The following is a 22230-nucleotide window of genomic DNA, read 5'->3' on the forward strand; positions in this document are numbered from 1 at the left end:
GCCTTACCTCGACGCGCCCAAACCACACCCAAGAAGCAGGAAACAACGGTCACACACCTCTTGACCGACCCCGCACCTTCAGGGATGACCTGCGGCTTCGTGGAGCGCCCCCGGCAGGATTCGAACCTGCGACCAACGGATTAGAAGGTGGACGGACGTCGTTGTCACGCCTGGCATCGCCCAACTCTGGACTGCTTCGGTTCGCTCGATGGTGACTCGGGCTGACTTCAGTATCAGGTCCTGGATTCCCAGAGTGATTCTCAGGCCATATGCGTGCGGCTCGCTCACGCGTGCGGCAGGCCGACGTGCACGCCCGGGAGACCGACCAACGTCCGCACGGGCCGCCCGGACCGGCGCATGCTCCTGACTAGGTCCGCCCGTGCCAATTGATGGCGTTCACTAGGTCGTCTCGCAGGCGTTGCACCGTGCCGGCGACACTCGCAGGCAGAGCGGCCGTGTCGATGTGAGCGCTTGCCACGGCTGCTTTAACCTCGCTCCAAGTGATCCACGCGACAACGTCGGGAATGCAGGCGATCGGGTCGTCGAGGGACCTGTCCAGATCCTTAGTTCGAGCCAAGACCGGCTCGAGGTATAGACCGATCGCGGCGCCAATAGGCAGTCGGCCATGTCCCTTTACCGGAACGGGCGGAGCCGACGGCGTGATCAGCAGGAGTAGCGGTCGCGCGGTGCCGGCGTCCCGGACAACACATTCGAACTCGCGGGACAGCTGCTCCGATTGGAACGCGGATCTCCCCATTCCTTTGGCTTCAAGCAGGACGTGGCAGCTTGGCGTCATCAGGACACCATCGGGCTGCACGACGGTGCCGCCGGGCGCCAGGGTCGACTCCTCGGGCAGAAGGGTGATCCTCGCTTGCTCAGCCTCCACCGCGGCCTGCTCACGCGTCTCATCAGCGCCGTGAGCAGCACGAAACACTGCCGCGAGAAACGTCGTCCGCGGAAGGTAAGATAGTGCTCCGAGCACCTCCGCTGTTAGAACGTTCTCGCGTCCGCGTCCTCCGTCGCGATACCCGCGAACTCTTGCGCCTTCCCATGAGATCTCTTCGAGGAGTCGCCCGAGCACCGACCTGTTCGCCACGGCGTCTGACGGCGGCAGTTTCGACGTCGACATCGGCCACGGACCCCCAACCCCTAGCAGTTCCTACGCTGGACTGCCTCCACGGTCTCACAGGAAGTGCCTCGGCGCAGTGTCGTTGGACTGCCCGCTACTGTGCAGGCCAGGAGCCGCTTTCGGGCGCGGAACCCGCGAAGGTCTCAGTCCTCGGCTGGCCAGAGGTTTCGACTCTGGAAGTACTCCAACGCCTCGGGCTCCTCCGTGAACTCGAGTAGCCCGCCGACTTTCTCGGCGAGAAGGTCCCGGACCTCCACCGGGGTGGCGAAAAAGAACTCACGTCGCTGGTTGACGTGGTTCACGCGACGGTCGGCGAATGCCTTGTGCAGCTCGTTCTCCAATGCGATCGCATCCTCGGAGAAGAATAGCGCGTGCACGTCGTATTGGAACGGCACCGAGGCATCGCCCAGCTCCCGGACTCGGTCTCGCGGTTCAAGGCGGCGGGTCATGCCGATCTTGACCACGTTCGGGCCGAATGCGCCCATATTCGAGATGACGTACACGTATCCTGCGCGGATGTTCGCGATCCGGTAGTCGTTGTCCGTGATGGCCTGCTCGATGTCGGCCAACCGTGTTGCCAGCTCGTCGGCAGCTGTTTGGTCGCCGGCGGCCCGCAGCGACTCGAGCACACTCACGTAGTGCGACTTCTCTTTTTCCAGGCGCTCACGTTCCGAGGCGAGCTCTTGTTCTGCCCGACGTTGCTCACGGAGCAGCTCGCGCTCATCGCGGGCTCGCTCTCGCTCCTCTTGGACCTTCATCTGGTAGTCAGCAGTGAGTTCCAGCTCGGCGATTCGTAGGGCGTGGTAGTCCGGGTTGACGCGCATCTGCATCATCGCGCCGAGCTTCTCGATCGCCTTGACCGCAGATTCAAGCCGCTTTTTCGCGGTGCTGACGTTCCCTGCCCGCAGTGAACGCACGCAGTTGTCGGCCTCGGCGTTGTACGCGCGCAGCATGAGCTTGCCCAGGTCGGCGACCATCTTGCGGCCTTTGGCCAGGGAGCCGTCGAACGTGAACATGTCGGCCGCCAGCACTGCTCGGCCCGCCTTCACAAGTTCGTCGACCTGTCCCTCGATTTCACGGAGGCGGTCCTTGTACGCGGCGGCGTCTTCGAGTGGGTGGTGGTAGCGGTAGATGCCGACGTCTTGGAGCACCCGCTGGTCGTTGAGCTCGATCACCTCCGCGGCACCACCGGCTTGTGCGGTGGTGAGCGCAGCTTCCAGTACGGCGATACGAGCCAGCAAGGCAGCCGTGTCGTCAGCCGGCGACAGGGGTGGTGGGACCGGCGGACTCGGCTCAGCGGTGGGCTCGGGCGGGCTCACTGGCGCAGGAGGGGCGGCGGCAGGGGCGTCGTCCTCAGCGACAAGATGTGAGGAGGGTGGGTTGCCCGGGGCTGGCTCCGACTCGGCGGGAAGCCAGAGCTGCCAGCCGGGCGGCGGATCGGGCCAGGAGGGATCCGGGCTCCATCCCGGGGGCGGTGTCCATCCTTCGGGCGGCGTCGGCCAGCCGGGCGGAGGATTGAAGCGCATCACTGGCCCCGCGCCCGGACGCCTCGGCTCGTGTCGGCCGGGGTCAGGTCGAACGGAGACTTCGACAAGGCGGCACCCATGTGGGTCAGCGTCGCGTGCGGCACGACGTTGCCCAGGTCGAAACTGCTGAACGTTTCCCGGTCTGCGGCGACAATCACCAGGGGAACCGTCTCCGGCTGCCCCGTCGCGGGCGATACCCGATCCACGCCGACAGTTAAGGCGATGGAGTGGATCTTTCCAGCCCTGTCGGCCTCGAACACCTCGTGAAGAGTCCGGACCGCGACCTGCCACACAGCGCTCGCGTACCGATCCTTCTGCGTCTTGGCGGGCAAAGCCGTGGAGCTGATCTCATCCTTCGCCTTAACGTACTTGTACTCCTTCACGGTCGGGACCGCGGAAGGATCCGGGATGAGCGCGGTGAGCGTGAGTTCGCGGCTCGCAAGGCTGAAATCGTGCCCGTGTGAAACAGGGAAGACATCGGGATACACGGAGTTAGAGAGCACGATGCCGACATATTCCTGGATAGCGAACTCGACGTCGAACGCTAAGCCATTGACGAGCTCGGCCAGATGCTCGTTGTGCTCTGCCGCCTCCGCCTCACGCCGGCGACATTCGTCGTGGTACACGTTCTCGGCCGCCGCCAGCTTCGCCAGCCGGTCCTGTTCGGCCTGTCGATGACGGTCCTGTTCAGCTACGTACTGGGCGTGCATCGCCGTCGTCTGCTCGTGCCAGCGGCGCATCGCTTCTACGTGCTCAGCCTTCGCACGTTCAATCGCCACTTGGTGCTTCTTCTTCCCGCCAAAGGCAGCCGCGAGCCCGCCCGGTGCAGGAGGCTCTTGATACTCGGGCTGTCGCGGGTACACCAGTTCCGGCAACTGCGGGGTGGGGATAGCGAGGTCGCCGGGTTCAAATGGGGGCTGCTGAACGTCGTTGATCTTAAGCGCGTCAAGATCCACGTAGTCGTCGACCTCCAGAGTCGCCGCCAACAAACCGTCGATCTCCGCGAACTCGTAGGTCAGGTCGCCGTTCATCGCCTCGACCTCGGCCATCCGAGCCTCGGCGTGCAGGCGCGCGGCTTCCTTCTCCGCGGCCTTCTGCTCCGCCGCCGAGGCTCGGCCGGCAGCAGCTTGTGCACGTTCGGCCGCCTTGCGAGCCCGCTCCGCTTCCCGCTCGGCCGCAGCCTGGGCGCGATAGGCGGCGGCAGCTTCCTGCCTACGTCGTTTCTCGGCCTGTTGAGCCTGATAGTTCAGCTCCGCGAAGAACCCTCGCCTGGCCATAGTTGCCCCCTTGCTTGCTGACAAAGCAGCATCATCGCACTCTCAGTTGCCCGCAGCACCTTAGCCCCCGAGCACCACCGTTCAAGTCCAGCGGCACGGTGTAGCGGTCGTGCCAAATTCTAACGGCGCAATGCGTCGGCGCCCGCGCACCTGCGGATTAAGAGGCTGCCTACGTCGAGGCAGGTCAGCCGATCAACAGCAGACATGGCAGGCGGGTCATCCGCACCACAGTTGATGCGGATGTGCAGTCAAGGAATGGTTTCGTGCGAACGGGTACGGGGTCAATGACCGCGGACGAGTCCCAGCCCACATACGGGAGCCCTTCCACGCCGCCAACTAGCTGATAGACGACCGGCCATAGGCAGTGGTCGGCATATAACTGGGTACCGGCCTGCGCAACCTTGCGTAGGCGATGTGACGACGTGCCAGGAATCCTCAGGAAGTTCTTCGACCTGACTCATGTGGTAGGCGGGAGCGCTCCTTAGCATCAGAAGGGATACATCGCCACATAGTCAATTGGGGGCCAGGCGATGACGACCGATCTGCAGATTCGCAATCCGGCAAGGCTGGCTGGGAATCGCCGCCGCATCACGCGTGCCGGTGGGCGCCTTGAGCGCTGGCAGACGATTCTGGTCGCCCTCATCGGCTCATGCGCGACTATCGCAGTTGCTGTCATCGGCTTGGCTGCTACGACGACGGACGGCGAATCCCAACCGAGCAGACACCGGATCACTGTGGACACGGTCTCTATCTCCCGACATGGCGCAGCCTGGCAGATAGAGGTGCGCGGGACGTACAAACCCATGCGAACAGACGGCTACTTGTTCGCGATCGCGATACTCCGAGTCTCCGGAGGTCCCAGTCAATGGTTCGTCTCCGGGCCCATCGAACCAGACCAGGACGGACGCTGGGTCGCTCAGATTCTTCTCGAAGCACCTCGCCACTCCATAACCGTGATGGCACTTCTCGCCAGCAGTGGCTGCGCGCCCGGCAACGTTTGCGGCCCAAACCCTGAAGCTATCCGGCAGGCCCCGGAGAATTGACGGCTAGGCGATGATGAAGCAGGACGCTACCCACACAACGACTCCACCGGTGCGCCTTGTTACGGCGCCGTGGTCGCGTACTGGCGTGTCTCCGACAGAACGCACGGCAGCGTGGAGACCGGATCCCGGCCGGCCGGCTTCCTCATCGCTCTCGTCCGCGACGAACGGCCAAGCGAGTATGCCCAATCACACAAGGGATCGCCACCTCATTGCGTCCAGGACGGGGCCAACCGGCGGTCAGACTCCAGGACTCGGAGCGTGCCGACTGGGTCTGCGAATCAGAATCTGTCGGTGCCGTTCTCCGCACGGGTGGCGAGGTTCGGGCCAGGCAGGCCGGCACGGCTCGCCCGAAGGCGCGCGCAGACTCATCGAACGGTCAGCTGAGCCGCATTGGCGTGTCGCGCGAGACTGGAGGGCCCCCGCAGCCTCGGTTTGGGTCCGGCAATCAGAGTGCCGTCACAGCACATGAAGTGCGCCCGCACGTGAGCGACTCTGCGCCAATCCGTGGTCGCTTGGCGGGTCACGAAGCGTGTCATGGCGCGAGTTCGAGCGGCTGTGAGAGCCGGTCCGCAGAGTGGCCTCTGACCTGTTTACAAGTCAGAGGCCACTCCTTCACCGTAGACCCCGTCGGACTCGAACCGACAACCCACGGATTGTGAGATCGCACCTTGCAACATGGGGCAACGCTCAACGAAAGTAACGCCTGACCAGGGCATATGCCGCTTCATGGATGGTCGCTACTGCTCGTCGTTTCGCGGCATCCTGCGCTGAAAACAGTGGTCAAAGAGGTGGTTCTAACCTCCGACGATGCCCCTAGTTGCGAACTCGGGGCGGCGCGGTCAGGAGTCGCCATCTCAAGCTTGGTTCAGGTCGTGGCTGGCACACTTCGGCCGGTGCTGGTTGCTCCGGTTGCTGCATTTTGCTGCTGCACCCAAAGCGAGGCTTAAATTCGAACTTGGTTGGGTTGGTGACGCTCGTCATCGTTCACCTGAGTCGTGTGATCACCCGGTCAGCCCCTTCGAACTGTTATCGGCCCCGGCCGAGTTGACGGTTAAGTGTCAAGGCATGCGGTCAGTCCTCCGCATCGCCCCGATAGCTGCCGACCTCAGGTATGGGTCGGTGCGGGTCAAGGGGCGAGCTTGCTCGATCGCTTGCGACGCCGGGGGCGCCCTTGACGCGTGCCGGGCCGAACCGCACTTCTCCATGATCGCTAGCGGGGCGATGCGGAGCCCAAGGCCAGGGCTAGCCGCGGCGCTGAACAGCCACACCTAATCCTGGTCCTTCAGTAGATGGCTGATCGCGTTGCCAGGCATCTTCTCGGACGCTGCATTCGAACTAGCCCCTTCACCGGCGCGTCTCACCCTGTAAGGCATGGGTTCGCGTAGATCCCGCTGTTCAGTTGCGAGACGCGGCCCGTCTGTTGGAGGAGGGGTCTGAAGTGAAGAGAATGATGCGTCTGCTCGGGGTGGTGGGGCTCGCTGTGGCCCTGATCGCCCCGGTGAGCGCCGCGCAGGCACAGGCGGCGGCCCCGTACTGCGGGATCAGGTGGGGATCGCTGGACAAGAACGGCGGGAACTACGAGACCTACCTGGACCTGCACCGGGTCCGGGCCGGCCGGCACGCGTGCTTCGACCGGTTGGTGATCGACCTGTCCAGTCGCTTCCCGGCGCTCTACTCGGTTGGCTACGTTGACCAGGTGCGCAATCCGGACGGATCGTCGCCCCCACAGCTCGGCCCTGCGGCACGCGGCACCGTCATTCCAACGCGGGGCGGGGCTCGGTTGGCGGTCTTCGTGTCGGCGAAGATGTACTCGGACGGGCAGCTCGTCTACCGCCCCGCAAACCCGGCTGAACTGGTAGACGTCAGGGGTTGGCGAACCTTCCGGCAGGTCGCCTTCGGAGCCCACGCGTACGGCGCGACCATCGGTCTCGGAGTCCGTGCACGGCTTCCCTATCGGGTGTTCACCCTGTCCGGGCCCGGTCAGGAATCCAGGCTCGTGATCGACGTCGCCCACCGATGGTGACCCGGCCACGCTGGGACTAACATCGGGATTTCATCTCGTGGTCGGGCCAAGCCGGAGGTGCTCGGCTCGGTCGTCAGTGACCCGACCGTGTCCAGGCTGTTCGCGGCGCTGACCGCGCGGACTAAGGCAGCCACCTGACACGGTGGCCGGCCACAACAGATCAGCAGTACCTCGACAGGGTGTCGATCGTTGATGGCGAGTACTGCTGTCTGCGACCCGGCACCCTGTTCGCACGTGCGCGCCAAGCCAACGGGGGACGGGGCCGACGAGCCCTCAGGCGAGGAGCCGAAGGTTGCCCCGCTCCCCCGGTCCTCCGGTGGCGGCGCGCTTCACGGCCCCCATGGGGCCGTCTTGAAGACGTACAGAAACTTGTCAGGCGGACATAGTGGCGCCCGTGTCCTCCGTCGGGTGATGTGCGACAGTTGTCCGTCAGCTGATCTGCGACGGTGCGAGCGCACGGGCCGCGGCATGAGCGTGCGTTTCAGTGCGTCAGGGACCTGACCGCCCGCTCGGACCAGCGTCACCGGTAAGTCTTCGAAGGCTATGGAGATTCGGGTTGACGACGGCCGCACGCGCATCGAGCTGACCAACGAAGAGAGCGCCGGCTCGCGATCGCGCTGATGGTCGGCTACGAGGGCATGTCACGGGCTGAGTACTTCATCCGAAGCGGGCTGTCGGAACCTGCGATCCGTGAGTTCGTCTCTGTATTATTGGACATGCTCGGCGCTGGTGGTGGTGGCATGTCCTTGGACCTCCCCACGGGAATCGAGGCGGTCGAGAATCCCCGCCGTCCACGGCCGCCGAGTCCGGACAGCAGCTAGAGCGCAGGGGTGGTCGGCCGCTGACTCAGCACCCGCTCATGGGCACGGCCGAGGAACGCGGCATTTCTGGACGTGCGACTATCCCTCGCAGGTTCCGAACTCGTGACTAATCAGCACACCGTCTCCGAAGATTTCGACTAGGCGGAGGGTGTCTGCTACGCCGCCTCGGCCAACGATCGCGAGCATGTGCGTCGCCGTGATGACCTCTGCCCCGGTCTGGTCGTTCGTGGCGCCTCCGATCCAGGTCGCGCCGCGCAGGCTGTAGGTCGCCCCGTCGGCATCGGTGAGGACGACATGGACTGGGACATCCGTCACGGTGAACATCGTGTTTCCGGACCTCGACTCGCCCTCCCGTACGACCTCCCTGATCGAGCCCGACTGCACGGTGTAGGTCGCGTCCGGGCAGGCCAGCGTGTCCCCGGCGATGCTGAATTCGACATGGATAGCGCCGGCGGCCTGTACCGTCGCCGGCTGTGCAACGCTCGCCGCGGTGGCCAGCAGCACACCGCAGATCCAACTGCAAGTACGCATGAGGATCTCCTTGATCGGCTCTGAAATTGAGCCTCTCTTGGGAGGGTGCTCGCACTCTAGAGCAGTAGTCAACGGCGCCAGATCTGCCGGTTCCTCGTGGATGGAGACGGGCCGGGGGTTCGACGAGCGCCATCACGAACCCGCTGCGGGTACTGGGGACGAACGCCGGAGCGACACCGCAGAAGCCGTACTCCGGGTGACCGCCGCAAGACCATGACCACCGCACTGTCCGGTATCACCGGCTGGTCCGTTACCAAGACCACTGCCGTCTACAACGGCGCACCCACCGCAGCACTCGAATCGGTCCAACACATGATCCAGCTCGGGCCACCAAAAGGTGGACGCGCCACCGGCTACGCGTCTCTGATTGCCGTACGCAACAAACTCCGCGAGTGCGGTACCGGCCCAAGCCACGCGGCCGTCGGTCACGATCAAGCGAGCCATGAAACCCACGACCTCGAACACGCGCACCGGCGTCACCCATGGTGTGACTGACACGTAAGCGTCAAACCGAGTACACCACCGCGGGACTCCTCTCCGCCCTCGAAACCGCGTGGGGCGCGATCCGCTCCAACCACACCGAAGTCCCAGCCGTCGTGATCATCGTCGGCTCGGGATCGAAGGCCACCCGACCCACCGGACCCCAGCCGACGCCTGGTCCCGCGACGGCGCATGGTCACGCAACGGTTTCTAGTCACCCATCACCGACCCCGACTGCATGGCCAAGCTCGACCGCTACCACACCTGCCTGCGATTCGCCTACGACGTCCTCGCAGTACGCGCCGACCACAGCAACGACCTCGCAGCAGTCAACGTCGGCATCTGGAAAGACTGGGAAGCCACCGGCGACGTCACAACCCTCCCCGGCCCTGGAATCGTCCAGCCCAGCTACACCACCCGGACAGCAAGCAATGCACCCACCGCCACCCGCGAACCCCGTCACCGACCGGAAATCTTTCTGCGCCAAACCCAAACCGGCACCCCTGAAGCCAGCTGGCCAGCGAGGAAGACCGCCGGTCCCGCCGCCGCACCCACCATCTGATCGTTCGTCACGACTGACCCCGGCCGGGGGATAGCGCGGGGTCAGCCTGGCTGGCGGCGCGTGGGGGAGGGGCACCAACCAGCTAGTTCAGTTTTACCCAACGCCCGCCCATCAGCACTAGTCGGAGGCGATAAGGAGCCCCGGCGCCCACCGCGCCATTGAACAGACGCCAGGACCCGGACCGAACGCGCCCCTCAAGCCGTTCGATCTCCCAACCCAGTACCCAACCGAATCAAGACTACGCAGTCAGCGAATGGTCCCGGCTGCCCCGAAAGAAGCCTGGGTGTCCCAACTCGATGCGCGAGCGGTCTGCGGCTCACCTCTCAAACTGGGATCGGCCGCCTGCCAGGAATGCAGTCGCTACTACTTTGGCATCAGCCCGTCGTCTTGCCGCGACGCCGTGAAGCCTGCCTCGCATCCGTTTTGCCAGTGCTGCGCGAAGGTCGTGCCTCTTGTTAGGAGGATTGTCGAGCTCACGTTGTTGCATGTTCTCTCGATGTCTGCCGCGCTGTTGGCGCCATCGTTCCTGCTCAGAATGTTGTAGCCCTGTTGGTAGCCATCCTTCCAGCCTTCGGTTTGCTGCTCCGAGTTGCCGCCGCCAACGCGCGTTAGCGCTAGGAGCAAGACAAGCCCCACGACAGCCCGCGCCAGGGGCTTCCAGTGGGCCTTCACCCACGCCTCGCTCCGAGGGGCTTGGCTCAGAGTCCCGTGAACGGACGGCGGCGCGACCGGCCGTCCATGCTCATCGATCCAAAGTTCCCATCCCTCAGGTGGTGCAGGCCACGCTGGGTCGGGCCTCCAGCCAGGCAGGGGGACCCAACCTGGCGGTTCGGCGGGCCAGCCGGGGGGCGGGTTGAAGTGAGCGGTCATCTAGGTGTTCTTCTCCGCAGGGTCTTGTCTGTCGACGCGTTGTCGGCGCTGCGGAATCGTACGACCTGGATTGACTTGACCCCGGGGTGATCCACACGTTGGACGCTGCTGGATCGCGGTGACCTTAGGGTTCTGCCCGAGCCACAGTTGACGGTTGCGTGTCAAGGCACGCGGTCAGTCCTCGGCGATGTGGAGCTCTGGGTCCACGGTGTGACTCCAGCTGCGCTGAGCCACTAGTCACGGATGCCGGCCAAACCTCGAATCACCCCTCGAGGTGCCGCGTTCGATGATGACGAGTCTCGTTGAGTTGGGACGGCATGCACGAGTTGCATGTGAGCGCGTTCGACGTCGAGGGCGGGGCCCGCCACACCGGACTCGGCGACAACGTGGGTCCCGGTGTGCCGCTGGTGGCACTGGAGATCGAGGGGCGACCAAGCCCGGATGCCTGCGACGAGTCGCCCTGGCTTCGCCTCCCGGTGTCGTCCAGGAGGCGGACCACGCTGAACAGTTGGCGCGCAGGCAAGGTGGCGCCTGACCCGGAATGATATTGACCGCCGAAGCATAGATATCGGTCCCAGAGGCGGTTATCGGCCGCCAGTCCAGATCCAGGTCTCGGAGCCGGGTCGTTCCGGGCGGTAGCCGAGTGCCCAGCCGCGGACGTCGTTTGGTGTTCTGCCCATGCGTTCGGCGGCGCGGCGGCGTTCTTCCCAGTCGTGGACGTAGAACACCTGGCCGTTGCCGGGGCCGCCGGACAGTCTGACTGTCTGCTGAGTCCGTTCCATCAGCCCCGCCGCCAATCACCCGCGTGGTGCTTCGATGATCACCGGCGCCACCGACAGAAACCACACATCCGGGTCCGGGGGTCAGCCGGTGGGGGTTTGGTGGATGCGCAGTTCGGTGCTGCGCAGCCAGGTGATGGTGCCGTCGGGTCTGCGGACCCACTCGCCGTCGCGCCGGCTGAAGACCCATGCGTCGAGCAGCCCGCCGGAGCTGGTCGGTATCCACGCCAACATGCCCGGCACGGTCCCGCCCGAGATCGACGCGGTACTCGCCGCCGGTGGGCAGGCGCCGTCAGATCTCTCCGATGACGAACGGGCTGCCTGCGACCAGCTGAGCTTCTTCTACAAGCACGCCTACTACGCCTATTTCATGGGGGATCGTCCGCAGTCGTTGACCGGGATCGTCGACTCGCCGGTCGGGCTGGCGGCGTTCATGCTCGACCACGACGCGGCGTCGCTGGCGCTGATCTCCCGGAGTTTCGACGGCGTCCCCGAGGGCCTGACGCCCGACGACGTGCTCGACAACATCACGCACTTCTGGCTGACGAACTCGGGTGTGTCCGCGGCGCGGCTCTACTGGGAGAGCAAGTTCTCGTTCTTCGCCGTCAAGGGCGTCACCATTCCGGTCGCCGTGAGCGCCTACCCCGACGAGCTCTACCAGGCGCCACGGAGCTGGGCCGAGAAGGCGTACCCCAAGCTCGTGCACTACAACAGGCTCGAAAAGGGCGGGCACTTCGCCGCCTGGGAACAGCCGGAGTCGTTCATTGACGAGGTTCGCACCGGCCTGCGGTCGCTTCGCTAACTGACCCGCCCGGAACGTCTGCAGATGCGCCCCGCTCGGCGGGGCGACCGATCGGCCCACCCGAGCCAGTCGGCCCCGCCGAGTCGCAGCTGCGGATCATCCAGCCAAGAAGAGGAGGGCAGCGTCATGGCAGCCCAACCGCACGAGCCCGTCCACCCCGATCCTGCCCCGATCCGACTCCCCATCCAGGGCGAACTGCCCTCCTTCGCCGGTGCGACCGGATGGCTCAACTCGCCACCGCTCACGGAGGTCCGCCTGCGAGGAAAAGTTGTCCTGGTCAACTTCTGGACCTACACCTGCATCAACTGGCTGCGTCAGCTTCCCTACCTGCGGGCCTGGGCCGCGAAGTACTCCGGCCAGGGGCTGGTGGTGATCGGCGTACACACACCCGAGTTCGGATTCGAGAGGGACATCGACAATGTCGTCCGGGCCGTGCGGGAGATGAAGATCGAGTACCCGGTTGCGATCGACAGCGACTACGCGGTGTGGACCGCCTTCAGTAATCTCTACTGGCCGGCTCTCTACTTCACCGACGCCGACGGACTGATCCGGCAACGCCACTTCGGCGAAGGCAAGTACGAGCTGTCGGAGATGGTCATCCAGCAACTGCTCACCGAGGCGGGCTCCACCAACACGAGCCGGGAGCTGGTATCGGTCGATGCACGTGGTGCCGAGGCGCCCGCTGACTGGGCCAACCTGAGATCGCAAGAGACCTACCTCGGCTACGCACGCACACAGGGCTTCGCGTCGCCGGGCGGTGTTGCGCCGGGCAAGCCGCACACCTACACCGCCCCCGCGACACCGAAAGTCAATGAATGGGCTTTGTCAGGGGACTGCACGATGACGGAACAGGCCACCGCCCTGAACGCCGCGAACGGGAGCATCGTCTGCCGCTTCCACGCCCGCGACCTCCACCTGGTCATGGGACCAGCGGTACCCAGAACTTCCGTGCGATTCCGCGTGCTCATCGACGGACAACCGCCGGGCGCGGCGGGCGGGGCCGACGTCGACAACCAGGGCAACGGCACGGCAACTGAACAGCGGCTGTACCAACTCGTTCGCCAGCCAGGCCCGATCGCCGACCACACCTTCAAGATCACCTTCCGCGACCCCGAGGTCGAGGCCTTCGCATTGACCTTCGGCTAGATCAGGGAGGTCCGGCCATGCCTCACCAAGATCCAGACGAAGCTGAGACGACCACGACCAAAGCACAAGGGGCCACGGGCCCCCAGCTGCGAAGAGTACAGGTTTGGTTCGGGCGGCGGGTGATCGCCGAACTCATCGCCGAGCCGGCCGCTGCGAACCAGTACGCCGCGGCAATGGACCGGCGCTTCGCCGGTCTGCGGATCACCAACGACCCCGCACCAGGCACAACCTGACCCAGCCAAGAGCAACGCCGCTGCCTCTCCGACCAGGGCACCTGGCCCCCGGAGTCCAGCAGACCGGCGGGCGGGCGTTTCGAATCTCCTCAGCGCCCGCCCGCCGTTCCACCAAGCCAGCCACAAGACCGGAAGTCCATGCCATGAAGCTCTGCAGCAGCAACCCGCCCGATGCCTGCTCGTCCGCCTCGAGCTGGGATGAGGTGGCTCGGGCAAACTCCGCACGCGTCTACCGTCACGCCTACCGGCTCACCGGAAACCGGCCCGACGCTGAGGACCTTACCCAAGAGGTCTTCGTCCGCGTGTTCCGCAGCCTGGCAAGCTACACGCCCGGAACCTTCGAGGGCTGGTTGTACCGCATCACCACCAACTTGTTCCTCGACCGGGTCCGCCGGCGCCGCGGTATCCGGCTCGTACCGCTTGCCGACACCTTGCAACCTCTCGCAGTACGAACCCCCGACCAAGACCTCGAGGACCGCACCTTCGATCCCGATGTACAGTCCGCGCTGGACGCGCTGACTCCGGGCTACCTGGCAACCATCGTCCTCCACGACGTCGACGGCCTGACGTATCGGGAGATCGCCGCGACGCTCGGCATCGAGTACGGCACGGTGGCCAGCCGCCTGCACCGCGCCCGCGCACAACTGCGCACCGCGCTCGCCCACCGGACTCCGCACCGCACCGTTAGGACGCTGGAGTAGCCGGGGCAGCTGCCCGTGCAACTGCCAATGCGATCCACGAGCGAGGCAACTGGACGAGCCCGGGATTTCGTCACACTGGAGCCTGACTGTTCGCATCAGCCATCGAGGCATGTCGACTCTGAGCCGTCAACCGCGACGAGTTAGGCGCGTCTGTTCGAGAGCCTCGACCAGCCGTGGCATGGGTTGTGGCATGAAGCTGGGTCCAGCGACGTTGTCAGGAGTCGGCTAGCGGGAGCCGATAGAGGAGTGCTGCATGCTCAGGTTGACTCCTGGTGGTTCGTCGGAGGCTCTCATAATCCCTGGGTCGGCGGGTCGAGTCCCCGCGGCCGCCAACGCCCGGATCGCGGCTGCCGTACCTTCGCGCTGAGGGGGACCTGAACGGTGAACTCCCGTGTCAACGAGGGAACGCTGACCGCCCGCTCCCCGTGACCGGGAACAGGCACCCGCATGGAAGCGGACACGGTGAGGCTTTGTTTGCCCGCGACCAGCGGAAGCACGTCGAAATCCCAAGTCGCGGTGTCCGAGACAATTTGCTCACCTTCGGGCGGGTTGAGCCGCTCGACGCGGAACGAGCGGCCCATCAGATCGACGACCGTGCGGATCCCGCTACGAATTGAAGTGGGACGGGTTCCTTCACTGAATTCGCCGAGCGAGCCGCGCGAGCGCACTGGCGCGGCTCGTGTCAGTGGAGCGCCGCGAGACTCTGCGTGATCTGTTGTTTGGTCGGGGCGTGGTCGTAGGCCGCGGCGATTGCGCCGTCGGCGCGGACGAAGACAAAGCTCACCATTCCGGTCAGCCCGAAGCTGTTCTGGACCATCGGGGTCTGTTCATGGGCGAGGGTGAGCGTGACCCCCGGCAGGGCAAGGGGATATCCGGGCTTCCCGAGGTCACCTACTTGCACTCCGAGCACTCTCGGCCTGGCGCCGTTGCCGGTCTGGGTCTGCAGGGCGAGCAGTGCGTCACGGCAGCCCGGGCACACCTCGCCCTGCTCGTCGAAGGCCAGGTCCGGCACGAAGAACGCGAGTACGAAGGGTTTGCCGGCCAGGTCGTTCAGCCCGATCCGGCCGCCCTTGACCAGGTCCAGGGTGAAGTCGGGGGCTCTCTTCGTCTGTCCTGGGGACGGGTCTTTGGCCGCGATGACCGTGGACCTGGCGCCGGCCGGCGGCTTGGTGGAGAACGTCGTCGCATCGATCGTGGGGGCGAGTACCAGCTTCTCGGCGACCATGGTCTCTTCCTTCAGCATGATCCCCGTCGCCTGGTCGCGCCAAAGCTCGCCCGTCGCGGGCCCTCCCGGCTGCGGAGTGGCCGTCACACACCGGTATCCCACCGCGGCGCGGCCGATGATCGTCTTGGTGGACTTCAGTTCGGTGCATTGCACACCCTTGGTTGCCGACCACAGGTTCTGCGGCCAGTGCGTCACCAGTTGAGATTCGTCAGGGTGCTCGTCCGGAGCCTCATAGACGGTGTACGGCGGCTCGTTTTGCTCTGAGAACACCAGGATCTTGCTGCCATCCCAGGTGTACAGGTACTCCTCCGTGACGATGCCAGGCTCCCCGTACAGAGAGATCTTGAGCCGAACCTTCGTGCCGCCGTCGGTGACGATGTTGTACCGCGCATCCAGCGGGCTACCGTCCGCGGCATTGTCGATGTGGACGAAGTACTGGACCTCGACCGGTTGCGGTCCGCGACGCGTAGTACCGCTCGGACGAGGCGTTGTGCTGGGCAGCGCAGGGACAATCACACTCGGGCTCGGTTCTTCCACAGGGCCGGCAGACCCATCTGAGACGGTCATACCGCAACCGCTGACGGCCAGGAGCGCGGTCGCAGCCGGCAGCGCCCAGCGCGTACCGGGCCGACGATTTGCCATGTGGGCCCCCCACGTCGCAGCAAGCCTCCCGCTCCCTCCACATTCCTCCCGGCTAACCCCGCTGGCAATGGCCCACCGAGAGCCCTTGCGGTGACGGGCCGTCGTCCAGCGACACGAGGAGGACGTCAGTCACTGAGCAGAGGCAGTGTGGTGGATGGGCCCCAAGGCAGTTGCCTGGGGGCCCATCGCCATTCCCAAGCCCTGGTGCACAACGGGGGCTTGCAAGCTATGCGAACGTATGTTCTGTCGTGTCCTTCATGGGCGCTAACAAGCGGTACCCGCGATATCCCCGGGCCGGACGCTACGAGCCGGCACTGCCGGGTGCTGGCCACGGCGACCGAGCGCGGCCCGTGGCCGGGCCTGATCTTGGAGTGGCGCCGGACGAACTCCGACGACTGGCAGGCCCGCGTCGTCTACGTCCCGGATCCACGCAACATCCGTGCGGTCGAGATGTGGTTCGCGCAGCAAATGCTCCGGCCTCTGGAACCGTCGGCCCCGTCGCGGGCAGCCCAGGACGCGGCCCGGTACTCCGCGGCCGAAGACGCGTCGCTGTCCAGGGAGGTGTTCTGATGGCTGGTCCGACGATCACGCTCGACGGTGGCCCCGGCCATGGCAAGATCTACATCGAGGAAGAGTTCCGCGACCGGATCAAGGCCGCGCAACGGATGGGCCGTACCCAGCCGACGCGGCCGGGTGGGCACTCGGCTACGCACCAGCCGGGATCGGTCTCAGCGGCGGCAAGCTCTGGAGCTGGCAGGGCGTCAACTGCCACCCCGCGAACCCCGCCGACCCGGAGCTTGCCCCGTTCGGCGCCGGCTTCGCTGCCGAGTTCCACCGCGGATCGGTCGCCGCCTAGTCAGCCGGGGTGAGGGTTTCACCACCGACCACCGACCAGCGAATAGGCATGGGTGGTTCAGCTACCTCGAATGCGGCCCGACCGGGCGCTGGGTCGCGGCGAAGTCGCTCAGCCGTGATGTCTGATGCCGCGTGGTGCAGGACGTGGTGCGAACTCCTGAAAACCAATGGTGGAATTCGAGTGTGGTGCGGGTGTCGGTGTCACTAGAAGCGCTGCTAGAGGGCCAATGCGACGCTGAATGTCTTCCTCGTGATGAGAAGGTCGTCGGTTCGATACCGACAGTCGGCTCCACCTCGCCCGACTGCGGACCGGACTCAACACGGGTCGAGACAGCGCGCGGTGGCGCGAAGCGCTTGCCTAGGGCAACACTGGCAGGGTGGGCAAGCTGACACCCGACCTGCTCGGGCCGGTCGGACTGGCGCTGACCCGGGCCGTCGAACAGTTGCCCGGTCAGCACGCCATGCCTGGTGGATCCCGCTACGAATTGAAGTGGGACGGGTTCCTTTACTGAACTTGTCAACCAAGCCAGCGCCCCGCCGGGTGTCGTCTGAGGGACGCCACCGACTACCGAAGAACAACGCTGCCAACCGCTTTGGTGACTGTGGCTGCTGCAGTTTCGATGTCGTCGGGTGTGGTCCAGCGGCCCAGCGATAGTCGGAGTGCCGCTAGCGCGCGCGGCTGGTCGAGGCCCATGGCGCTCAGCACGGGGGACGGGGTGTGGATGCCGCTGTGACAGGCCGAGCCGGTGGAAGCGGCGATGCCGGCCGCCGCGGCGAGGAGTTCATGGCCGCGGATGCCGTCGATGCTGATGTTGAGGGTGTTGGGCAGCCTGGCGTGTTCCGGACCGTTGAGGTGGACACGTCCGGGCAGGGCATCGCGCAGGCGCTGGCGGAGGAGGTCGCGCAGCTGTGCGAGCTGCGCGCCGCGGCCGCCAGCGATTTCGTCTGCGGCGAGCTCGGCCGCGGTGCCGAGTGCGACGGCGAGGGCGACGTTCTCCGTACCGGATCGCAGGCCGCGCTCCTGCCCGCCGCCGTAGACAACCGGCTCCAGTTGGACGCCGTCACGGACGTACAGTGCCGCGACACCCTTCGGGGCGTACATCTTGTGGCCTACGACGGTCAGTAGATCGACTCCGAGCCCGTCGACCGCTACCGGGATCTTCCCGGCGGCTTGGGCTGCGTCGGTGTGGAACAGGGCGCCGGCGCGGTGGGCGAGGTCGGCGAGTTCGGCGATCGGCTGCAGCGCTCCGGTTTCGTTGTTCGCCACGGCCACCGAGACGAGCACGGTTTCGTCGTCCAGTGCAGCGGCCAGCGTCGCCGGATCGACGAGGCCTTCTGACTCGATTGGCAAGACGGTGACCCGCACGCCGTGCAACCGGTTCAAGGCACGGCAGGTCTCGAGGACCGCGGGGTGCTCGGTCGCCTGGGTGATCACATGGCCGCGGGTTGTCCTGGCGGCGAGTGCCGCGCCGCGCAGCGCCAGCAGGTTCGCCTCGGATCCCGAGCCGGTGAACACGATCTCGTCGGCACTGGCCCCGATCAGCGCGGCGACCTGTGCCCGAGCGTCTGCCAGACCCATCCTCGGGTCGGTGCCGTAGGTGTGGCTGCTGGAGGGGTTGCCGAAGTGCGTCGTCAGGTGCGGCAGCATCGCGTCGACAACGCGCGGGTCGACTGGGGTGGTGGCGTTGTAGTCCAGGTAGATCGGTGCGCCGGTCAGTCCGGGATGGGTCACCTGTTCCTCCTCGGATGTGTCTCGTACATGCGGGCGGCCACGACCAGGCCGGACACAGCAGTCAGGGCCGCGACCGTCCAGACGGCGGCAGGGATGCCCCACAGGTCGGCGACGACTCCGGCGAGCAGGGCGCCGGCGGCGAAGCCTCCATCGCGCCACAGCCGGTAGACCCCGACGGCGCGGGCGCGCCAGGCGGGGTGGGCGACGTCGCCGATCGTGGCCAGCAGCGTCGGGTAGACCATCGCGGTGCCCAGACCGAGCAGTGTCACCGCGGCGATCCACTGGCCGAAGGTGTCACCGGCGGCCACCATCGCTAGTGCGACGGCCTGCAGCAGCATGCCGGTCGCGATCAGCCATTTGCGTCCCCACCGGTCGGACAGGGCCCCGGTGGCTAGTTGCCCGAATCCCCAGACCGCGGGATACAGCGCGCCGAGCAGACCGATCCGTGCCACGGGCAGGCCGTGGGCGGCGAACAAGATGGGGAACAGGCCCCAGGCCATGCCGTCGTTCAGGTTGTTCACCAGCCCGGCTTGGGAGGCCGAGGACAGGGCCGGTTCGGTGAAGCTGGTCTGCTTGAAGACCTGCGCGGTCGTCATTCCGCCGTCCGGTGCGGCGCGCGCTGCTTCGTGGTCGGCGTAGCCGCGGGTCTCTCGCACAGCCAGGGTGGACAGGCCGAGCCCGAGTGCGGCGAACGCGGCGCCGAGCAGGAACGGTGCTGGGCGCAGCCCGTAGGCGTCGGCCAGGTAGCCGGTGGCCATGGCGGTGGCGGCGACGGCGAGGTAGCCGGCGGCTTCGTTCAGCCCCATGGCCAGGCCGCGTCTGGCGGGGCCGACGAGGTCGATCTTCATGATGATGGTGGTCGACCAGGTCAGTCCCTGGTTGATCCCGAGCAGGACGTTGGCGGCGATCACCCAGCCCCAGTTCGGTGCCCAGATCAGCAGCAGCGGAACGGGTAGCCCGATCAGCCATCCGGCGACCAGAACCGGCTTGCGGCCGTAGCGGTCCGACCAGGTGCCGGCGAAGAAGTTGGTGGCCGCCTTCACGGCGCCGAATGCGAGGATGAAGGTCAGGGCACCGGTGTATTTGGTGAGACCGAAGGTCTGGTCGGCCAGTAGAGGCAAGACGATGCGTTCCTGGCCGAGCATGCCGCCGACCAGAGCGTTGACCGCGACCAGCAGGACGAACTGGGCGAGGTTGGCGCGCAGCCCGAGCTGCGGGCTCTTGGCCGAGGTCGTCATGCCAGCGGCCGGCCCGAAGCGGCGGCGAGGTCGTCGGGGCCGCCGTCGAGCACTCGCACGTCATGGTGTCCCGCCCGCTGCAGCAGGCTGGCGCCGGTCATCGCCCGCTCGCCGTGCCCACACATCACCACCATCGGGCCGGGTTCGAGGTCTCCGGCACGTCCGGGCAGCGTTCCGAGTTCGAGGTGCTCCGCGCCGGGGATATGCCCGGAGTGGTATTCGCTGTCTTGGCGGACATCGAGCACGCGGCCGTCGGCGACCTGATCAGGCTGCAGCAGCGGCGTCATGGCGGTCTCGCCGCTCCAAACGGCCATCCCGCCTGAGAGTTCGCCCTGTGGTAGACCGAAGCCGATCTTCACCGCCTGCCAGGCCAGGTCGTCCAGGTCCTGATCGCGGTTGCGCACCACCAGGTAGGCCGTGTCGGGATCAAGCAGCCAGCCGAGCCAGGACGCGAACTGTGCGCGCAGGGCGATCGAAATCGCGCAGGGGATATGACTGGCGGCGAAGTCGCCGATCGGGCGCACGTCGACCACCACCGCGCCCGCGTCGACAGCGGCGTTGAACTGGTCGGCGGGCAGCGCCGGCACGCGCAGTGGGTGTTCGAGCAGGGCGGGACCGCGACGGTTGGCTTCTGGCAGGTGCAGGAAGTACGGCGGGAAGCTGCCCAGCCCGGCGAGTAGTTCCTCGACGAACGTGTCCTCGTCCGGCGCCTGCAGCAGAGGGTTCGTCTGCTTCTCCTGCCCGATCGTGGTGATCCGCTCGCCGCTTCCCGGCGCTGAACAAAACGATCCGGCCCCATGGGTCGGCCAGACCGTCGTTGCCTCGGGCAACGCGGCCAGCCGCCGCAGCGACCGGTACTGCAACCGGGACAACTGCTCCGTCTGATCAGGGCCGGCCAGATCGGTGCGGGCGGCGCCACCGACGATCAGCGACCCACCGGTGAACACCCCCAGACGCTCAGGCCCGTCGAGCAGCTCGAACGACAGGTGCTCACCGGTATGGCCGGGCGTCGCCACGGCACGCAACGTCATACCGCCCAGGTCCACCTCATCACCGTCGACCAACCGCTGGTGGGTGAACTCCCGGCCGCCGGCGGCCGATGCCAGCAGCTTCGCGCCGTCGAGCGCCGCGAGTTGCACCGCACCGGACAGAAAGTCGGCATGCAGGTGAGTGTCGGCAGCGAAAGCCACCGTCAACCCGCGCTGTTCGGCTTCGCCTCGCAGCGTGCGCAGATCCAGGGACGGGTCGACGGCAAGGGCACGCCCGTCGCCCAGATCGACCAGGTACGACGAGTTGCCCAGCCCGACGTCTACCAGCGCAACGATCCTCTTGCTCAGCTCACCATCCACTCCTACACTATTCCATGAATCTTTGGAGGAATGTCAATGGGTGATCAGGTGGCCAAGGCGGCACTGTTCGAGCAGTTCGCGCAGGTCGGCAAGGCGCTCGGCAGCGCCAAGCGGCTTGAGTTGCTGGATCTGCTGGCCCAAGGTGAACGGTCGGTGGAGGTGCTCGCCGGGCGGGCCGGGCTGGGGCTGACCACCGCGTCGAATCATCTGCAGTTGCTGAGGCGGGCCGGGCTGGTGGTCGCTCGTAAGGACGGCACGAAGGTCTACTACCGGCTGGCCGGAGGCGACGTGGCCGCGCTGTGGGGGCAGCTGCGCGACGTTGCCTCGGTGCACCTGGCCGAGGTGGAGCGCGCACGGCGCGCCTATCTGGGCAACGATGACGTCGCCGAGGTGACCCGAGACGAGTTGCTGCGCCGGCTGGAGGCCGGTGATGTCACGGTCGTTGATGTCCGCCCCGGCGAGGAGTACGCCGCCGGACACATCCCCGGCGCGGTCTCGATCCCGGTCGATGAACTCGCCGACCGGCTGGCCGAACTGCCTGCCGGTACGACGATCGTGGCGTACTGCCGCGGCTCCTACTGCGTGATGGCCCACGAAGCCGTGCGCACTCTGACCGCCGGGGGGCGGTCCGCTGCGCGGCTGAGCGAGGGGATGCTCGAGTGGCGTTTGGCCGAGCTCCCCGTTGCGAGCTGAGCGCATCAGCCGCGACCGATCTACTGCCAGGAGGGGGCAATGGGCATCGAAGAGACGTTGAACCGGGCGCGTTCGGGCCTTGCGCGGCTGGATCCCGTGGCGGCCTACGCGGCCAGCCAGGACGAAGCGACGTTCATCGTCGACACTCGGCCCGAGTTCCAGCGGCGTGAAGCCGGCGAGATCGCCGGGGCGATCGTCATCGAACGCAACCACCTGGAGTGGCGCCTCGACCCCAGCAGCGCCGCCCGGATACCCCAGGCCGTCGACGCGAACATCCGGTGGATCGTCTTGTGCGAAGGCGGCTACTCCTCAAGCCTGGCAGCCGACTCGCTACGCCAGCTCGGCCTCCACCGCAGTACCGATGTCATCGGCGGCTTCAACGCCTGGCGAGCAGCCGGCCTGCCGATCGTCCACCCCGAATCCGCCTCGCAGCCCAGGTTCGGCGGCGTGAGCCCGAGCAGCTGAGTCGGCGAGACTAAGCCTCGATCCACCGATGGGCAGATTGTGGTTCGTGGATCTCGTTGACGGTACTGCTTGGGAGGGTGGGCGTGGGTGATCGCCTGGCGTTGCTGC

The 22230-nt window shown here is 66.3% G+C and carries 22 protein-coding genes and 1 pseudogene; 13 read left to right on the forward strand and 10 right to left on the reverse strand.

Annotated elements, in window-relative coordinates:
* Positions 1-367: 367 nt before the first annotated feature.
* The 3 genes from EV644_RS43520 to EV644_RS43530 form a co-directional block, all read right to left on the reverse strand.
* Entirely contained in the window at positions 368-1129 is a 762-nt protein-coding gene (locus EV644_RS43520; protein WP_132197568.1) for a hypothetical protein, read from the reverse strand.
* Positions 1130-1272: 143 nt separating this feature from the next.
* On the reverse strand, positions 1273-2304 hold the full coding sequence (locus EV644_RS43525) for an SNIPE associated domain-containing protein (protein WP_241999451.1): 1032 nt from the start codon (positions 2302-2304) through the stop codon (positions 1273-1275).
* 350 nt (positions 2305-2654) lie between these two features.
* Positions 2655-3932, reverse strand: a complete 1278-nt coding sequence (locus EV644_RS43530; protein ID WP_132197572.1) for a hypothetical protein — start codon at positions 3930-3932, stop codon at positions 2655-2657.
* Positions 3933-4188: 256 nt separating this feature from the next.
* Between EV644_RS43530 and EV644_RS48060 the strand changes: the two are divergent.
* The 3 genes and pseudogenes from EV644_RS48060 to EV644_RS43545 all read left to right on the forward strand — a co-directional run.
* Positions 4189-4272 (forward strand): annotated as a pseudogene (locus EV644_RS48060) (Lsr2 family DNA-binding protein); the annotation flags it as partial.
* A 190-nt stretch (positions 4273-4462) separates the two neighbouring features.
* The gene (locus tag EV644_RS43540; protein ID WP_132197574.1) at positions 4463-4975 is read left to right on the forward strand and encodes a hypothetical protein; all 513 of its coding nucleotides are present in this window, start codon (positions 4463-4465) and stop codon (positions 4973-4975) included.
* A 1447-nt stretch (positions 4976-6422) separates the two neighbouring features.
* A complete protein-coding gene (locus EV644_RS43545; RefSeq protein ID WP_132197606.1) occupies positions 6423-6998 on the forward strand; it encodes an AMIN-like domain-containing (lipo)protein in 576 nt (191 codons plus the stop codon).
* 899 nt (positions 6999-7897) lie between these two features.
* On the opposite strand, the gene EV644_RS43550 is transcribed toward EV644_RS43545, so the two are convergent.
* On the reverse strand, positions 7898-8350 hold the full coding sequence (locus EV644_RS43550; RefSeq protein ID WP_132197576.1) for a hypothetical protein: 453 nt from the start codon (positions 8348-8350) through the stop codon (positions 7898-7900).
* 213 nt (positions 8351-8563) lie between these two features.
* Here EV644_RS43550 and EV644_RS43555 point away from each other — a divergent pair, with 213 nt between their 5' ends.
* The 3 genes from EV644_RS43555 (at position 8564) to EV644_RS43570 (ending at position 10807) form a co-directional block, all read left to right on the forward strand.
* Positions 8564-8845 (forward strand): hypothetical protein, encoded by a 282-nt coding sequence (locus tag EV644_RS43555; RefSeq protein ID WP_132197578.1) that lies wholly within the window; start codon positions 8564-8566, stop codon positions 8843-8845.
* A gap of 223 nt (positions 8846-9068) precedes the next feature.
* Positions 9069-9392, forward strand: a complete 324-nt coding sequence (locus tag EV644_RS43560) for a hypothetical protein (protein WP_132197580.1) — start codon at positions 9069-9071, stop codon at positions 9390-9392.
* A 1187-nt stretch (positions 9393-10579) separates the two neighbouring features.
* Positions 10580-10807 carry a hypothetical protein gene (locus tag EV644_RS43570; protein ID WP_132197582.1) on the forward strand — a complete coding sequence of 76 codons (228 nt, stop codon included), beginning with the start codon at positions 10580-10582 and terminating at the stop codon, positions 10805-10807.
* Positions 10808-10846: 39 nt separating this feature from the next.
* Here the strand turns inward: EV644_RS43570 and EV644_RS43575 are convergent, their stop codons facing one another.
* Complete coding sequence (locus tag EV644_RS43575) at positions 10847-11044, reverse strand: hypothetical protein (RefSeq protein WP_132197584.1); 198 nt, start codon at positions 11042-11044, stop codon at positions 10847-10849.
* A 103-nt stretch (positions 11045-11147) separates the two neighbouring features.
* Between EV644_RS43575 and EV644_RS43580 the strand changes: the two genes are divergently transcribed.
* The 3 genes from EV644_RS43580 (at position 11148) to EV644_RS43595 (ending at position 13923) form a co-directional block, all read left to right on the forward strand.
* Positions 11148-11843 carry a hypothetical protein gene (locus tag EV644_RS43580; protein ID WP_199240382.1) on the forward strand — a complete coding sequence of 232 codons (696 nt, stop codon included), beginning with the start codon at positions 11148-11150 and terminating at the stop codon, positions 11841-11843.
* Between the two features lie 126 nt (positions 11844-11969).
* Complete coding sequence (locus EV644_RS43585) at positions 11970-12989, forward strand: redoxin domain-containing protein (RefSeq protein ID WP_199240383.1); 1020 nt, start codon at positions 11970-11972, stop codon at positions 12987-12989.
* Positions 12990-13365: 376 nt separating this feature from the next.
* A complete protein-coding gene (locus tag EV644_RS43595; protein WP_132197590.1) occupies positions 13366-13923 on the forward strand; it encodes a sigma-70 family RNA polymerase sigma factor in 558 nt (185 codons plus the stop codon).
* Between the two features lie 290 nt (positions 13924-14213).
* On the opposite strand, the gene EV644_RS43600 is transcribed toward EV644_RS43595, so the two are convergent.
* Positions 14214-14591: a hypothetical protein gene (locus EV644_RS43600; RefSeq protein WP_132197592.1), complete on the reverse strand. Its 378-nt coding sequence runs from the start codon at positions 14589-14591 to the stop codon at positions 14214-14216.
* A gap of 14 nt (positions 14592-14605) precedes the next feature.
* Positions 14606-15664, reverse strand: a complete 1059-nt coding sequence (locus tag EV644_RS43605) for a TlpA family protein disulfide reductase (RefSeq protein WP_132197594.1) — start codon at positions 15662-15664, stop codon at positions 14606-14608.
* A 447-nt stretch (positions 15665-16111) separates the two neighbouring features.
* Between EV644_RS43605 and EV644_RS43610 the strand changes: the two genes are divergently transcribed.
* A complete protein-coding gene (locus EV644_RS43610) occupies positions 16112-16360 on the forward strand; it encodes a hypothetical protein (protein WP_132197596.1) in 249 nt (82 codons plus the stop codon).
* A 662-nt stretch (positions 16361-17022) separates the two neighbouring features.
* Positions 17023-17157 carry a hypothetical protein gene (locus EV644_RS47440; protein WP_255511490.1) on the forward strand — a complete coding sequence of 45 codons (135 nt, stop codon included), beginning with the start codon at positions 17023-17025 and terminating at the stop codon, positions 17155-17157.
* A gap of 53 nt (positions 17158-17210) precedes the next feature.
* Here the strand turns inward: EV644_RS47440 and EV644_RS43620 are convergent, their stop codons facing one another.
* From EV644_RS43620 to EV644_RS43630, 3 genes are read right to left on the reverse strand one after another with little or no spacing between them, the layout of a single operon-like run.
* A complete protein-coding gene (locus EV644_RS43620; RefSeq protein ID WP_199240384.1) occupies positions 17211-18377 on the reverse strand; it encodes a cysteine desulfurase family protein in 1167 nt (388 codons plus the stop codon).
* The gene (locus EV644_RS43625; RefSeq protein ID WP_132197598.1) at positions 18374-19615 is read right to left on the reverse strand and encodes an MFS transporter; all 1242 of its coding nucleotides are present in this window, start codon (positions 19613-19615) and stop codon (positions 18374-18376) included. The genes EV644_RS43620 and EV644_RS43625 overlap by 4 nt, the downstream gene beginning before the upstream one ends.
* Positions 19612-20964, reverse strand: coding sequence for an MBL fold metallo-hydrolase (locus tag EV644_RS43630; RefSeq protein ID WP_132197600.1), 1353 nt, complete (start codon positions 20962-20964; stop codon positions 19612-19614). The genes EV644_RS43625 and EV644_RS43630 overlap by 4 nt, the downstream gene beginning before the upstream one ends.
* 36 nt (positions 20965-21000) lie before the next feature.
* Here EV644_RS43630 and EV644_RS43635 point away from each other — a divergent pair, with 36 nt between their 5' ends.
* Both EV644_RS43635 and EV644_RS43640 read left to right on the forward strand, forming a co-directional pair.
* A complete protein-coding gene (locus tag EV644_RS43635) occupies positions 21001-21657 on the forward strand; it encodes an ArsR/SmtB family transcription factor (protein WP_132197602.1) in 657 nt (218 codons plus the stop codon).
* 39 nt (positions 21658-21696) lie between these two features.
* Complete coding sequence (locus EV644_RS43640; protein ID WP_132197604.1) at positions 21697-22122, forward strand: rhodanese-like domain-containing protein; 426 nt, start codon at positions 21697-21699, stop codon at positions 22120-22122.
* Positions 22123-22230: the final 108 nt, after the last annotated feature.

It is taken from the genome of Kribbella orskensis (assembly GCF_004342085.1).
In the GTDB taxonomy this organism is placed as follows: domain Bacteria; phylum Actinomycetota; class Actinomycetes; order Propionibacteriales; family Kribbellaceae; genus Kribbella; species Kribbella orskensis.

Coding starts and splice junctions, on each gene's coding strand:
- EV644_RS43595 (WP_132197590.1), top strand. CDS start 13,366: ATGAAGCTCTGCAGCAGCAACCCGCCCGATGCCTGCTCGTCCGCCTCG.
- EV644_RS43540 (WP_132197574.1), top strand. CDS start 4,463: ATGACGACCGATCTGCAGATTCGCAATCCGGCAAGGCTGGCTGGGAAT.
- EV644_RS43545 (WP_132197606.1), top strand. CDS start 6,423: ATGATGCGTCTGCTCGGGGTGGTGGGGCTCGCTGTGGCCCTGATCGCC.
- EV644_RS43575 (WP_132197584.1), bottom strand. CDS start 11,044: ATGGAACGGACTCAGCAGACAGTCAGACTGTCCGGCGGCCCCGGCAAC.
- EV644_RS43580 (WP_199240382.1), top strand. CDS start 11,148: ATGCGCAGTTCGGTGCTGCGCAGCCAGGTGATGGTGCCGTCGGGTCTG.
- EV644_RS43550 (WP_132197576.1), bottom strand. CDS start 8,350: ATGCGTACTTGCAGTTGGATCTGCGGTGTGCTGCTGGCCACCGCGGCG.
- EV644_RS43570 (WP_132197582.1), top strand. CDS start 10,580: ATGCACGAGTTGCATGTGAGCGCGTTCGACGTCGAGGGCGGGGCCCGC.
- EV644_RS43640 (WP_132197604.1), top strand. CDS start 21,697: ATGGGCATCGAAGAGACGTTGAACCGGGCGCGTTCGGGCCTTGCGCGG.
- EV644_RS43585 (WP_199240383.1), top strand. CDS start 11,970: ATGGCAGCCCAACCGCACGAGCCCGTCCACCCCGATCCTGCCCCGATC.
- EV644_RS43520 (WP_132197568.1), bottom strand. CDS start 1,129: ATGTCGACGTCGAAACTGCCGCCGTCAGACGCCGTGGCGAACAGGTCG.
- EV644_RS43560 (WP_132197580.1), top strand. CDS start 9,069: ATGGCCAAGCTCGACCGCTACCACACCTGCCTGCGATTCGCCTACGAC.
- EV644_RS43625 (WP_132197598.1), bottom strand. CDS start 19,615: ATGACGACCTCGGCCAAGAGCCCGCAGCTCGGGCTGCGCGCCAACCTC.
- EV644_RS43635 (WP_132197602.1), top strand. CDS start 21,001: ATGGGTGATCAGGTGGCCAAGGCGGCACTGTTCGAGCAGTTCGCGCAG.
- EV644_RS43555 (WP_132197578.1), top strand. CDS start 8,564: ATGACCACCGCACTGTCCGGTATCACCGGCTGGTCCGTTACCAAGACC.
- EV644_RS43530 (WP_132197572.1), bottom strand. CDS start 3,932: ATGGCCAGGCGAGGGTTCTTCGCGGAGCTGAACTATCAGGCTCAACAG.